10 protein-coding genes are annotated in these 14,300 nt (G+C 40.9%); 4 read left to right on the plus strand and 6 right to left on the minus strand.

The window, feature by feature from the left end; all coding sequences use genetic code 11:
• Positions 1-13: 13 nt before the first annotated feature.
• The 3 genes from carB (at position 14) to HCZ11_RS04950 (ending at position 4,923) form a co-directional block, all read left to right on the plus strand.
• Positions 14-3,232 (plus strand): carbamoyl-phosphate synthase large subunit, encoded by a 3,219-nt coding sequence (carB, locus tag HCZ11_RS04940; RefSeq protein ID WP_130051291.1) that lies wholly within the window; start codon positions 14-16, stop codon positions 3,230-3,232.
• A gap of 51 nt (positions 3,233-3,283) precedes the next feature.
• Positions 3,284-3,760, plus strand: a complete 477-nt coding sequence (gene greA, locus HCZ11_RS04945; RefSeq protein WP_054551507.1) for a transcription elongation factor GreA — start codon at positions 3,284-3,286, stop codon at positions 3,758-3,760.
• Between the two features lie 119 nt (positions 3,761-3,879).
• Positions 3,880-4,923, plus strand: coding sequence for a S66 peptidase family protein (locus tag HCZ11_RS04950; RefSeq protein ID WP_130051292.1), 1,044 nt, complete (start codon positions 3,880-3,882; stop codon positions 4,921-4,923).
• Between the two features lie 36 nt (positions 4,924-4,959).
• On the opposite strand, the gene HCZ11_RS04955 is transcribed toward HCZ11_RS04950, so the two are convergent.
• Entirely contained in the window at positions 4,960-5,616 is a 657-nt protein-coding gene (locus HCZ11_RS04955) for a nitroreductase family protein (RefSeq protein ID WP_167657804.1), read from the minus strand.
• Positions 5,617-5,718: 102 nt separating this feature from the next.
• Between HCZ11_RS04955 and HCZ11_RS04960 the strand changes: the two genes are divergently transcribed.
• Positions 5,719-6,657 (plus strand): LysR family transcriptional regulator, encoded by a 939-nt coding sequence (locus HCZ11_RS04960; protein ID WP_130051294.1) that lies wholly within the window; start codon positions 5,719-5,721, stop codon positions 6,655-6,657.
• 30 nt (positions 6,658-6,687) lie between these two features.
• Here HCZ11_RS04960 and HCZ11_RS04965 read toward each other — a convergent pair whose 3' ends face one another.
• From HCZ11_RS04965 to HCZ11_RS04985, 5 genes are all read right to left on the minus strand, one after another.
• A complete protein-coding gene (locus HCZ11_RS04965; protein ID WP_167657805.1) occupies positions 6,688-8,130 on the minus strand; it encodes a serine hydrolase domain-containing protein in 1,443 nt (480 codons plus the stop codon).
• Positions 8,131-8,152: 22 nt separating this feature from the next.
• Positions 8,153-8,428: a hypothetical protein gene (locus tag HCZ11_RS04970; protein WP_130051296.1), complete on the minus strand. Its 276-nt coding sequence runs from the start codon at positions 8,426-8,428 to the stop codon at positions 8,153-8,155.
• Between the two features lie 70 nt (positions 8,429-8,498).
• The gene (locus tag HCZ11_RS04975; RefSeq protein WP_167657806.1) at positions 8,499-9,362 is read right to left on the minus strand and encodes a D-Ala-D-Ala carboxypeptidase family metallohydrolase; all 864 of its coding nucleotides are present in this window, start codon (positions 9,360-9,362) and stop codon (positions 8,499-8,501) included.
• Between the two features lie 8 nt (positions 9,363-9,370).
• The gene (locus HCZ11_RS04980; protein ID WP_167657807.1) at positions 9,371-10,987 is read right to left on the minus strand and encodes a murein L,D-transpeptidase; all 1,617 of its coding nucleotides are present in this window, start codon (positions 10,985-10,987) and stop codon (positions 9,371-9,373) included.
• Between the two features lie 158 nt (positions 10,988-11,145).
• Positions 11,146-14,298: an efflux RND transporter permease subunit gene (locus HCZ11_RS04985; protein WP_130051299.1), complete on the minus strand. Its 3,153-nt coding sequence runs from the start codon at positions 14,296-14,298 to the stop codon at positions 11,146-11,148.
• Positions 14,299-14,300 lie beyond the last annotated feature (2 nt).

Here is a 14,300-nt window from a genome sequence, read left to right on the forward strand (position 1 = left end):
AACCGGAGTAACAATGCCAAAACGTACCGACATAAAAAGCATTCTTATCTTAGGCGCAGGCCCGATCGTAATCGGTCAAGCTTGTGAATTTGACTACTCTGGTGCACAAGCGTGTAAAGCACTACGAGAAGAAGGCTTTCGAGTAATTCTTGTAAACTCGAACCCTGCAACTATCATGACTGACCCTGAAATGGCGGATGCGACGTACATCGAACCAATTCACTGGGAAGTGGTAGAGAAAATCATTGAAAAAGAAAAGCCAGATGCAGTACTACCTACTATGGGTGGTCAAACAGCATTAAACTGTGCGCTTGACTTAGATAAGCACGGCGTACTGGCAAAACACGGTGTTGAGCTAATCGGTGCAACTGCTGATGCAATCGATAAAGCTGAAAACCGTGAGCGTTTTGACGTAGCAATGAAGAACATTGGCCTTGAGTGTCCGCGTGCAGAAATCGCTCACTCAATGGAAGAAGCACACGATGTTCTTAGTCGCATCGGTTTCCCATGTATCATTCGTCCATCATTCACGATGGGTGGTACTGGTGGTGGTGTTGCATACAACCAAGAAGAATTTGATGAAATTTGTGAGCGTGGTTTAGATTTATCACCAACAAATGAACTTTTAATCGATGAATCATTAATCGGTTGGAAAGAGTACGAAATGGAAGTTGTTCGTGACAAAAACGACAACTGTATCATCGTATGTTCTATCGAAAACTTTGACCCTATGGGTGTTCACACTGGTGACTCAATCACGGTTGCTCCAGCGCAAACACTGACTGATAAAGAATACCAAATCATGCGTAATGCATCGATGGCGGTACTTCGTGAAATCGGTGTTGAAACAGGTGGTTCAAACGTACAGTTTGGTGTGAATCCAGTTGATGGCCGTATGGTTATCATCGAGATGAATCCACGTGTATCGCGTTCGTCTGCACTAGCATCAAAAGCAACAGGTTTCCCAATTGCAAAAATCGCAGCGAAACTAGCTGTTGGTTACACGCTTGATGAGCTACAAAATGACATCACTGGCGGTAAAACACCAGCGTCTTTCGAGCCGTCGATCGACTACGTTGTTACTAAGATCCCACGTTTTAACTTCGAAAAATTCGCAGGTTCAAACGACCGTTTAACAACACAGATGAAATCTGTGGGTGAAGTTATGGCGATTGGTCGTAATCAACAAGAGTCACTGCATAAAGCATTACGTGGCCTAGAAGTAGGCGCAACAGGCTTCAACCCAGTTGTAGCCCTGGATGATCCGAAAGCGAAAGAAAAAATCATCCGTGAATTACGCGAGCCAGGTGCTGAGCGTATTTGGTACGTAGCAGATGCAATGCGTCACGGTATGAGCGTTGAAGAAGTTTTCGAACTAACTAAGATTGACCCTTGGTACCTAGTGCAAATCGAAGACATCTTAAAAGACGAAGCAACAATCAGCGAAGTAGGTATGGCTGGTTTAAATGCTGAGTTCTTACGTAAGCTTAAGCGTAAAGGCTTTGCTGATGCGCGTATCGCTGAAATTGCAGGTGTTTCTGAAGCAGAAATTCGCAAGAAGCGTCACCAGTTAGATATCGTGCCTGTATATAAGCGCGTTGATACCTGTGCTGCAGAGTTCAGTTCTGACACAGCTTATATGTACTCATCTTATGATGAAGAGTGTGAAGCGAATCCATCTGACAAAGATAAAATCATGGTAATCGGTGGTGGCCCTAACCGTATCGGTCAAGGTATCGAATTCGATTACTGTTGTGTTCACGCTGCATTAGCTTTACGTGAAGATGGTTACGAAACAATTATGGTTAACTGTAACCCTGAAACTGTTTCAACTGACTACGATACATCTGATCGTCTATTCTTCGAGCCAATCACGCTAGAAGATGTATTAGAAATCGTACGTGTTGAAAAGCCAAAAGGTGTTATCGTTCAGTACGGTGGTCAAACTCCACTGAAACTTGCTCGTGAACTTGAAGCGAATGGTGTGCCAGTAATTGGTACTTCACCAGATGCAATCGACCGTGCAGAAGACCGTGAGCGTTTCCAACAGCTTGTTGAGCGTCTAAACCTTCTTCAACCAGAGAATGCAACGGTTACTTCTTTAGAAGAAGCGATTGTTAAGTCTGCTGAAATTGGCTTCCCACTCGTAGTACGTCCTTCGTACGTACTAGGTGGTCGTGCGATGGAAGTAGTTTATGATGAAGACGATTTACGTCGTTACATGACTGAAGCGGTATCTGCATCAAATGAAGCGCCAGTACTACTTGACCATTTCTTAGATAACGCAATCGAAGTTGACGTTGACGCTATCTGTGACGGTGAGCAAGTAATCATCGGTGGTATCATGGAGCATATCGAGCAAGCAGGTGTTCACTCAGGTGACTCAGCGTGTTCATTACCAGCTCACTCATTAACAGCCGAAGTGCAAGACGTGATGCGTAAGCAAGTGACTGATATGGCTCTAGAGCTTGGCGTAGTAGGTCTAATGAATACTCAGTTTGCTGTGAAAGACGGTAAAGTTTACTTAATCGAAGTAAACCCACGTGCTGCGCGTACAGTACCGTTTGTTTCAAAAGCGACAGGTGTTGCACTTGCTAAAGTAGCGGCACGTTGTATGGCAGGTCAGTCGCTGGCAAGTCAAGGTATTACAAAAGAAGTAATCCCACCTTACTACAGCGTAAAAGAAGTGGTACTGCCATTTGCTAAGTTCCAAGGTGTTGACCCAATCCGTGGCCCTGAAATGCGCTCAACGGGTGAGGTAATGGGTGTTGGTGAAACTTTCGCCGAAGCATTCGCTAAAGCACAATTAGGTGCAAGCAACACTTTACCACGCGGTGGTCGCGCGTTACTATCGGTACGCAACAGTGACAAACCACGTATTGTTGAACTAGCTAAAACCATGACTGAACTTGGTTTCGAGCTAGATGCGACAGGTGGCACTGCAAAAGCACTTGAAGAAGCAGGCATTGCAGTTCGTCGCGTGAACAAGGTATACGAAGGTCGTCCTCATATTCTTGATAGAATTAAAAATGGTGAATACAGCTACATTGTAAACACTACTGAAGGCCGCCAAGCGATTGAAGATTCGAAGGTGTTACGTCGTGGTGCGTTACAGCATAAGACTAACTACACAACGACTCTGAACGCGGCATTTGCTAACTGTACTGCAAACCAAGCAGACGACCGTAGCAAGGTGACGTCAGTTCAGGAACTACACCAGCGAATGAACTAAGGAAATGTGCCAAGGGCGAGGCAATCGCCCTTGGGATTAAGTGAGAATAATATGCAATCAATTCCGATGACAGTTCGTGGTGCAGCATTACTGCGCGAAGAACTTAACGAATTAAAAACAGTTACCCGTCCAAAAATCGTTGCTGATATTGCTGAAGCACGTGAGCACGGTGATTTGAAAGAAAACGCTGAATACCATGCTGCTCGTGAGCAACAAGGTTTCTGCGAAGGCCGTATTCAAGAAATTGAAGCGAAGCTTTCAAATGTGCAAATCATTGATGTAACTAAAATGCCTAACACAGGTAAAGTTATTTTTGGCACAACGGTCACTATCGTTAATGTTGAAACCGATGCTGAAGTAAAATACCAAATCGTAGGCGATGACGAAGCAGATATCAAAAACAACCTGATTTCTGTTAACTCACCAATCGCGCGTGGTTTAATTGGTAAAGAGGTAGATGATGCCGTTATCATTAAAACGCCAAACGGTGAAGTAGAGTACGAAATCATTGAAGTTGAGTATATTTAGTAGCTTAACCAAGCATTGATAAAAACCGCAGTTATATACTGCGGTTTTTTTATACCTGTTTACATGCGTGGATTTATTCGGTACGTTGACTACAAGACAGTCGTAATGAAGGAGTAATAATGGCGAAAATTCAGTATCCTAAACCGCTTGTTCAAGGCGATAAAATAGCCATATGTGCTTTTTCATCAGGTGTAGATACAGCGTTTCATACGCGTTTAGACTTAGTACTTAATGGCTTAACAGCCAAAGGTTTTACTGTCATTGAGGGTGCCTGCTTGCGTCAGTCACACAATAGTGCAAAGCAACGTGCTGATGAGCTAATGGAGTATTTAACTGATGATTCAATAGCAGCCATCATGCCACCTTGGGGGGGCGATCTCACCATGGAGATTTTACCGCTTCTCGACTTTAATGCGATAAGTAAAGCAAGGCCTAAATGGTTGGTTGGCTTTTCAGATATAAGCACTTTTGCATGTGCATTAACAACTCGTTGTGGCTGGGCAACCTTGCACGCTGCGAATTTAATGCAAATTCACCCTGACGATTCAGATGTTTATTTAGCAAATATATTCAGTGCAATGTCACTTGAAGAAAAACAGCAACTGCACCAAGTAGCGTCTCCTTATTATCAGCAAAAACCAATTGATTATAAAGCCGATCCGCAAGCTCAATTTGACTATACAGCCCCGAGCCAATGGCGTTGTATTAACTATAAAGATAAACGCCAGATTGAAGTTTCAGGGCGTTTAATCGGCGGTTGCTTAGATACTCTTGGCTTGTTGCTACCCTCAAATTACTATGCATTGCATGAATTTAAAAAGCAGTATGCACCAGAGGGCTTAATTTTATATTTAGAAAATGCAGAGCTCAGCCCGATGGCATTAGCACGTTGTTTGTTATCGTTAAAGTTGAATGATGTATTCACCGATGTAAATGCGGTGGTATTTGGTCGCAGTCCAGCAATTAATAACGACTGCTATTTTGATGAATACCAAGCAATCGAACTCGCATTTAAAGGTAATTTGTTCCCAGTTATTGTTGATGCGGACATTGGTCACGTTGCCCCTAATTTAGCATTAATAAATGGAGCAGTTGCCACAATAACTGCAGACTTATGTGAAGGTATGGCGAGTAATATCATTGTAAAGACAGACTTAAAATAACAATTATGCAGGCAAAGCCTGCATAATTTATAGGTTTTATACTACAGTAATTACCGCGTCTTTATCTAAACGAGATTTTGGTAATGTAGCATTATAATCTTGCTCTGGTTCGTGATAACCAATAGCGAGTGCCACTTCACATACATAACCATCTAACTCATCAGCAAATAGTTCACCGAGTAAGTCTTTATCGACGCCTTCCATCGGTGTTGAATCTAAACCTAAACGAGCCACAGTATGCATAGTATTACCTAATGCAATGTAGGTTTGAGATTTAGTCCAAGCAGCGTTATCGCCATGGTCATCAGTATTTAAATCAACAAATGCGAACGCACCAAACGCCTGCTCTTTGTTTTCAGCTTTTGTGCGACCATTAGCAATATCTGCATCGATGACTTTTTCATAGTCATCACGTTTATAACTTGGGTTATAAGCAAATAAAATAGTATGTGATGCAGTTTTTGCATGTACCTGATTAAACTGAAACTTATTTGCAAAACTATCGTGGAAACGTTGTTTTGCTTGCTCTGATTCGATGACTATAAACTTCCATGGTTGAGAATTAATAGACGATGGCGATAAGCGTAAAGCTTCTAAAATTACAGCTAAGTCTGCTTGGTTAATTTGCTTTGATGCGTCGTAGCGCTTACTTGTGTATCGCCGTTGTAAGTCAGAAATAATAGGGTGTGTCATGATTTGCTCCCGCATGTATAACAATTAGGCGCAGTTTACGCTTTGCATACTTTACGATAAAGCGCATAATCGAATAAACATTATCAAAAATTTTTAGTTAATATGCTGGTTGAAGATCTCAAATTAATCCTCAAGGTTGCAGAGTTTCGCAGTATTACAACCGCTGCGGCAAAATTAGACATGCGTGCTGCAACCGCTAGTGCAGCAATTAAGCGCGTTGAAGCAGCTCTTGGTACTGAATTGTTTGTTCGTACTACTCGCCATTTACGTTTATCGGCGTCAGGGGAGCGTTTTTTACCTCAGTGTCAGCAAGCGGTGCTCATGCTAGAGCAAGCGACACTTGCCTTAAAAGGCGAGCATGATGAAATAGAAGGTGAACTAAGAGTTGCATTATCTTCAGATTTAGGCCGCAACATTATTATTCCTTGGTTAGATGAGTTACTTGATGAATATCCAAAGCTGAGTATGCGTCCTCATATTAGCGATAGTAATGTCGACTTTTACCGAGACTCTGTTGATTTTGCGCTCAGATATGGCTCGCCATCAGACTCAAACTTATATGGCTTTAAAATTTGTAATGTTCCTCGGTTGTTATGTGCAACCCCAGAGTACCTTGCCGAATATGGAGCGCCGACACATCCTGATGAATTAAACCAGCATCAAGGTTTATTTTATCAACTTCAAGATATCATCAACAATGTCTGGGAATTTACCGATGGAACAGAGCGTTTTAAAGTGAAAATGCAAGGCCGCCGAGCGTCTAATGATGGAGATTTAGTAAGACGTTGGTGTGTGGCTGGTAAAGGTCTAGCTGTTAAATCATGCATTGATATCAGTGATGATTTACTTAAAGGTCGGGTCGTGCCGGTTATGCAAAATTACCCTCACTTATGTGCCGAGCTTTGGTTAATCTGTCCAAGTCGACAATCCATAACACCTGCGGTTCGTTTAGTTCGTGATATATGTCGAGCAAAAACCAAGGCGATTCTCACTCAACTGATTGAAAAAGACATTTTAGATAAGCGGGTACTCGATAACTAATTATTTTAGGTATTGAGTTACAAGGCTTATTTATTGTAATTTCTCAATTGCTTGTTTAGCGCTTTCACTGTCAGGATTCAAGTTAAGAGCATTTTTGTAACTTGCCAATGCTTTTTGTTTATCGCCGACTGCTAAATATGCTTCACCTAAACTGTCATAAGTGTTTGCTGATTCTGGATAAGATTGATTGTTGAGTTCAAATACAGTAACTGCGGCATCTAGTTCTTTCATCTGCATTAATTCATAACCCAAGTAGTTTAACGACCTTTCTCTTGGCGTATTCCCATCATTCACCATTTGCTTATAGGTTTTCTTGAGCCCTTTAATACCTTCACTTTTAAATGCTTTATAAAGCTTGCTATCTACATGTTCTGTCGCTTTTTCATAAGGTTTGTCATAGTAGATTGCCAAGAGACCGTTAGTCATGGGGGTGAGAGGTGCACCACCCGTGTTATTTAGAATGACAATAAGTAATTTGTCTTCGATAATTCTACTTATAAACGCATTGAAACCATTGATACCACCGCCATGTTGAATACGTGTTAGGGGTTTTCCGTAAATGTTTTTATCGAGCTTTGTTACTTCCCAACCAAGCGCATAATTTCTTTGCCCAGAAACTTGATACATCTGCTTTTTATATGCGTCGTTTAATAACTTATCTGAGTAAAGGGCCTGATCCCATTTTAGTAAATCCCGCGCTGTTGAATACATTGACCCAGCTGCATACGGGATAGACATATCTAAATAATCGGTGTTGCTATAACCAGCTAGCCCGTTGTCGTATCCAGAGGCGCGAAATTTAATGATTTTATTGTGGGAATCATAGCCTGTATCCTTCATTTTAAGTGGGTCTAAAATATTCTGCTGTAATACCTCTTTATATTTTTGGCCAGTTACCTTTTCAATTACCGCACCCAAAATAAAATAGCCAGAATTGCTATAACGAAATTCAGTGCCAGGTTCGAACACTAGATCATCACTACATAGCAAGCGAATAAATTCATCAACACTGTAGGGGTTTCGGCTGTACTCATCACGAAACGATTTTGCTTGGGTATAATTACCAAGACCAGAGGTATGATTAAGTATTTGGCGAAGAGTAATTTTATTGGCAATATCTTGTCTGTATTCAGGAAGGTATGTTGCAAGATGATCATCGAGTTTAAGCTTATTATTTTGTGCCAATTGCAGGATTAACATGGCGGTAAACTGTTTGGTTATTGAGCCAATTCTAAACTTACTTTTATCACTATGCTTTATATCCCACTCAAAGTTGGCATAGCCAAAGCTTTTTTCAAACAGTACTTTTCCATCCTTTGCAACTAATACATTGCCGTTAAACTGCTTGTATTCATGAAAGCCTTGAATAAAGTCGGCCATCTCTGTTTGCATATTTTGGCTATGGGCAAGGCTTGAAATTGCGAGTAAATAAAAAACTACAAGCAACCTTAATTTCTTAAAGTGTATGTTCATTGCTATCCTTGTTATTTGTTGGTTACATTAATCTATGTAAAACCTCATTGCGCATGGCTTGATTGATAAGGCTTACCATTCTTGTGTGGTCTAAATCACTGTAATGCACAACAGAGACGCTCTCATTTTGAAGTGCTTGCCAATAATCAGCGGGGCTTATTAGATCACCGTTACTGACATAGAGAGTTGTACTAACTGATGGTTGTCTGTCATTGAGTAGAGCGATTAAATCAAGTTGTGTTTCATCAATACCACTGTTTTGAATTACATTTTTTTGCTGCGATTTTCCCTTGTTCACAATAACTTAGCAATCAAGCAAAAATAATGCAATCGGATGATCTTTAAACAAGGATTATATGAAGGTTGTATTACCACCTCGCGGTAAATCCTCGGTTATCTATATGTACAAAACCACCGTGATGGGAGGCGGGTCTATAGCGCCCTATACCACCATTATAACGGCTTTGTTTTTGAAATTTTTCGAACACTTTATAAAGTACATCTACATCAGCAACTGTCAGTTTGCCGTCGCCATTTAAATCGTCCATTCGGCCATTACTATCTTCGTCTATGTATAAATCGAAAGCATCGCCATATTGGTGTCGACTATGTTTGCCATTACCAATTGAGCGATTGTAGTGGGGTGTTCTATAGCCGCTGATAAAGGCAAACTTGTTGACTTTAATCCCTTCACTTTGTACAAACTTGAGTAGTTCTTCGAGCATCATCAAGCCACCGTTGTTGACATAAAGATATTTTGGAAAGCCACTCACTTGCTTACAAATTATATTTTTAACTTGCACATGAGGAGTCAGCTGGCGTGATAAGTCTTTCTCAAAAATTTCAATAAACCCGTTTGGAGCACTGTATTGTGTGTAGCCTTTATAGGGCGTAGGGTAGAGGCCTATTTGGTAATTATTTAACTGTTTATTGTTTGCATTGAATGGTTTTTTAACAATCACAAGTAGGTGTTTACTGGTTTCATCGTTACTCAATACTAGGTTATAAAACCCTGCATTTTCTGGGGCGTAAATTGCAATGCTATTTGGCCCTAATCGCTCAGTCTCAACGTCTGATACTGCAGTTGGAGCAAAATCAGCCGTGTTATCAAGTGTTAGAACCTGTTTTGCATCAAGAACAATGCTGTGCAGCGAGTCGCTTAATTCAATGGCAGCAACAGAGCATGTAGTTAACGCTAAGAACACACTTAAAATAATACGGCTGAAATACATAGTGACCTCTAAATTGTATTGTTTGCTAATGGCGTGGTGAGTGCTTTTAATAACGCGCCATCGCGATTATAGACATCGGTATAAAATTGTAAGCTCTCGTCGTCACCTGCGACTGTCCAGTACATTAAAAGTACATCTAGCGGTTTTGATAAGCTGATTTTTGTAGTCTCTTTTGCAGCAATGGCGTCATCAATGTCGCTACGACTCCAATTATCTGACGTTTCTAATATTTTCTCAGCTAAGGTGAATGGGTCATCAACTCTTACACAGCCGTGGCTAAATGCACGTTGGTCTTGCTGGAATAATGTTTTTGCAGGGGTGTCGTGCAAATAAATTGAGTATTTATTAGGAAACATAAATTTAATTTGTCCCAATGAATTATTCTCTGAAGGTTGTTGTACAAACCAGTACGGAAAGTTCTTACGACTAGCATTTGCCCAATCAATACTCTTGCTATCCACTGGGTTACGGCGACTATCAACCACAACAAAATCTTTCTCGTTTAAGTAGTTTGGGTTTTCTTTCATTTTTTTGATAATGCCACCTGAAATACTCCGCGGTACTGTCCATGTTGGATTCATCACGATATAGCTCATTTGCCCTTTAAATATTGGGGTTTTGGTGTAGTTTCTGCCAACGACCACATTGGTTTGCCATTTTAATTTGTTGTCTTCAAATAAAAATAGTTTAAAACCAGCGATATTTACCACTAAGAAGCGCTCTGTGAGAGTATTATCAACCCAACGAATACGCTCTAGGTTTACTAAAATATCATCAATGTATTCACTGTAATCTTTGTTGAGTAATTTTAACGTTGCGTTACCAATCACACCGTCGTCAGTAACTTGATGAGCACTCTGAAAATTCTTAACTGCTGCAACTAGCTCGTTGTCATAATCAGTATCATCATTACCACTGCCTTGAAAATAATTTAAGCGCTTTAACTTTTGTCTTAACAGCGGTACTGCTGCGTCTGATTGACCCGGTTTTAATATATTGTTTTGCAATGTGATGGCAGGTAACTCGCCAGTTGCATCAAGTTCTCGGTAAAACACTAAAGCATCTTTTAAGCGTTTGTAATGAGGTAATACGGGCTTAAGGTTTTCAAGGCCTTTATCAAGGCTTTTAGACTTAACGTGTTTAAGTAAAGAGGCAGCTGCAGCATCCGGACTGACGTCAAACTGTCCATAATTCCATGTTGCAGTAAGTTGTTTTGGGTTTATTTTCCCGCGTATTAAGTGTTTTGCATACGTCATGACAGCATCTGTCATAAGTACATCAAACTGAGCTTCGACAGCCTCTGTTCCGCGTTTATCTATTTCGTTGGCCAGCGCCATTAATGTATCAAAGTGATAGTCATTGGGTGAGAGGCCTTCAAGCTCTGATTGAGCAATTAACTTGAGAGCTTGTTTTGCATATTTGGTGTCATTCCAAACACGTTCAAAACCATTTGCTTTATAGGTGGCAACGGTCATGTCAGGAGAATGGATGTGTTCTCTTTCAATACTGTGAGATTCACCAATCAGGATAGGTTCTAACTGTTGTTGTAAATATTGGTTTTCAGCCAATACAGGCATGCAAATGGATAAACAACTGACCAAAACGGTGTAGCGCAGAATCTTCATAGCTATGTCCCTATAACAAGTTTGTAATTTGCTTGAATTGTTTCTTTTTTGCTCATTTAAGCTTAGCAAAGCAATACAATTTATAGGAACATATTTTTTAAATAAAAACGCTTGGCAAATGAGTTTGCCAAGCGTTCGGTTGGGATTTTGAGAGGGGTTTAATTACTGGTTGTTTGTAATTTTGCTTCTGGCTCTACTTTTTTACCTCTAAACTTGCCAATTAAACGTTTAAAGTCTTCTAACGCTACATACTGACAAGGGATTAAAATAAGTGTAATGACAGTCGCAAATAACACCCCGAATGCTAGAGATACAGCCATTGGGATAACTATTTTTGCTTGTAAGCTTGTTTCCATAATGATTGGTAATACACCAATAAAGGTCGTAATTGAGGTTAGTAATATTGCTCTAAAACGACGAGCACCGGCTTGCATCACAGCCTCTTTGATTGCAACACCTTCAGCGCGGGCCTTATTGACAAAGTCGACCATTACTAGCGAATCGTTTACTACTACACCAGCAACAGCGATGATACCGAATACTGATAAGCTACTCATTGTCATACCTAAGATCATGTGACCGAACATCGCGCCAATTACACCAAATGGAATAACCGACATAATAATGAATGGCTGCGAGTATGAGCGCAGTGGAATAGCAAGTAACGCAAATATAATCATCATAGACAAAGCAAAATCACGTACTTGTTCTGCCACACTATCCATTTCTTCTTGAATACGACCAGCCACATTACTTTCTACACCTGGGTAGCTTTTCAATAGGCTAGGTAAGTACTCGTCACGAATTTCTTTTGCAATGGCAAATGGTTCTGCTTGATCAGTGTTAACCGCAGCCCAAACGTTGACAGTGCGTTTTGCGTTTTCACGACGAATACGGTTCACACCATCAACGATGTTGACCTTCGCTACTTCTGCAAGAGGCACTTCAACGCCTGTTGGCGTAATGATACGCGCATCAGTGATGTCACTTACCGCATTTCGCGATTCACGAGGGTAGCGGATCATTACTTTAATCTCTTCACCGTCACGTAAAATACGTTGTGCTTCTAAACCGTAGTAGCTAAAGCTAACTTGTGATGCCACATCCGATAAGGTTAAGCCTAAGCTGTAAGCAAGTGGTTTAAGTTCAAGTTGAACTTCGTCAGTTGCAGATTGTAGTGAGTCATTTACATCACCTACACCTTGCATGCTATTTAGCTTTTCTTTTAACTTAGCTGCAACTTCTTTTAGTTTATTGATATCTTTACCTTCTAAGCGGAAGCTCACATCACCGTCATCACGACCACCGTTCATGATACTGTCTTCAATATTAAGCGTTTTCACACCTGGCAGTGGTGGCATTTGTTCGCGCCACATTGCACTTAATTGGAAAGTATCAATAGGGCGTAAGTCTGGTTCGACTAAAATCGCCATAATGCGTGCACTTGTACGACCGCGTAAGCTAACAGATAAGTCACGGATCATCGCTTGACCATATTGCTCTTCAAGTTGCTTATCGACATCTAAAATCAGTTTTTCAATTGTTTGTGCTGTTTCAAGGGTCGCTTGTTCAGAAGAAGATAAGTTCATTTCAACTGAGATACGTGGGAAATCATGTGGAATTTTAGGATTCGCAACAAATTTCACTAAACCACCAGCGAACATACCGCCACTGACAATAAGTACACAGATAAAGCCAACAATCACGGTATAACGGTAATGAATACAGCGACCTATAAATGGTGTGTAGTAATTATCGACAAAGTTCTTCAGGCCATTATCCATACCTAAACGCAAGCGGTGTAATGGATTTTTAGGGTTCGCAGGTTTATTTTTCATGGCCGCTAAGTGAGCCGGTAGAATCAGTTTTGATTCAATCAATGAGAAAATTAAGCATAGGATAATTACGCCACCAATGGCTTTAGAAAAGGCAGAACCAGGCCCTGATGCCAGTGTTTGCGGTAAGAATGCGGCGATAGTAGTCAATACACCAAAGGTTGCAGGAATTGCAACGCGTTTTACACCACGCACTACATTATCTAGGCTATGACCGTGCTTTTCAATTTCAGCACTGGCTGATTCACCTACGACGATAGCATCATCAACGACTATCCCTAGCACCAGTATAAATGCGAATAAAGAAGCTAAGTTAACAGTGATGTCTATAAAGCCAAGTGGCATCATTAAAAATGCACCTAGGAATGATACAGGTAAACCCATCATGACCCAAAACGCTAAGCGCAGTGGCAAGAATAGGGCAAGTACCACCATAACTAAAATACCACCCCAAATCATGTTGTCGATCATCATGTTTAGACGACCTTCAAGGTAATAAGTTAAATCAACAATTGGCGATAGCTTTACACCTGCTGGTAACTGTGGCGCTTTATCTGCTAGGTATTTTTTTAATACTGCAGCAACCTTAGTGATGTCTTGATCTTTCGAAGCATTTACTTCAAAAGTCAGTGAATTTTTACCATTGTACTTAGAATATTGCAGGCCTTCTTCAAAGCCATCGTTAATTGTTGCCACATCACCCAAGAAAACTTGGGCGCCATCAGGTAAGTGTAATAAAGGCAGCTTTTCGAACTCTTTACCACGATACGCTTGGTTTTCCACACGCATTGAAATGTAGCCATTTTCAGAGCGAATTTGACCTGCTGACATATTGGCAGAGAAGCTGCGCACAGCTGTGGCAATATCACGGAAAGTTAAACCATACTCACGTAGTTTATCTGGGCTGATTTCAATGCCAATTTCGTAGTTTAAGCCACTGTAAAAGTTGACCAAGTTAATTTGTGGTAAAGCTTGTAGTTCATCTTTTATGTCGTTACCAAGTTCTTTGAGCTGGTAGTTACTCATATCGCCATACAGCGCGAGTATCATAACTTCTTGCTCAAACTTTTCACGGCGAACAATTGGGCGTTCCATCTCAGCAGGGAAGGTATTGATTGAATCAACCTGCATCTTGATTTCATCGAGTACTTCTTGCGGGTCGTACTTTTCTTCGATTTCTATCCAAGCTTGTGAAAAACCACGGTTCGAATAAGTAATTAAACGTTTAATGCCTTCGAGGCCCTCTAAAGACTCTTCGACCTTTATGGTTATGCCTTCTTCTACCTCTTGTGGTGCAGCCCCTGGGTAGACAGCTTGAATACTGATCCAGTTACTTTCAAACTGTGGGAACATTTGCTTACGCACTGACATTGCAGTCAATAAGCCGCCCACTAAAATAAAGATCATAAGTAAGTTTGCAGCAACTGGGTTGCGTGCAAACCAGGCAATAAGCCCTTTTTCTCTGTGCGTGGTCATGG

The sequence above is a fragment of the Pseudoalteromonas sp. HF66 genome (assembly GCF_011806445.1).
Lineage (GTDB): Bacteria > Pseudomonadota > Gammaproteobacteria > Enterobacterales > Alteromonadaceae > Pseudoalteromonas > Pseudoalteromonas apostichopi.

Excerpts from the sequence above, each read along its gene's own strand:
- HCZ11_RS04955 (WP_167657804.1), bottom strand. The coding sequence starts at position 5,616 with ATGACACACCCTATTATTTCTGACTTACAACGGCGATACACAAGTAAG.
- HCZ11_RS04960 (WP_130051294.1), top strand. The coding sequence starts at position 5,719 with ATGCTGGTTGAAGATCTCAAATTAATCCTCAAGGTTGCAGAGTTTCGC.
- HCZ11_RS04975 (WP_167657806.1), bottom strand. The coding sequence starts at position 9,362 with ATGTATTTCAGCCGTATTATTTTAAGTGTGTTCTTAGCGTTAACTACA.
- HCZ11_RS04965 (WP_167657805.1), bottom strand. The coding sequence starts at position 8,130 with ATGAACATACACTTTAAGAAATTAAGGTTGCTTGTAGTTTTTTATTTA.
- HCZ11_RS04980 (WP_167657807.1), bottom strand. The coding sequence starts at position 10,987 with ATGAAGATTCTGCGCTACACCGTTTTGGTCAGTTGTTTATCCATTTGC.
- carB (WP_130051291.1), top strand. The coding sequence starts at position 14 with ATGCCAAAACGTACCGACATAAAAAGCATTCTTATCTTAGGCGCAGGC.
- greA (WP_054551507.1), top strand. The coding sequence starts at position 3,284 with ATGCAATCAATTCCGATGACAGTTCGTGGTGCAGCATTACTGCGCGAA.
- HCZ11_RS04950 (WP_130051292.1), top strand. The coding sequence starts at position 3,880 with ATGGCGAAAATTCAGTATCCTAAACCGCTTGTTCAAGGCGATAAAATA.
- HCZ11_RS04985 (WP_130051299.1), bottom strand. The coding sequence starts at position 14,298 with ATGACCACGCACAGAGAAAAAGGGCTTATTGCCTGGTTTGCACGCAAC.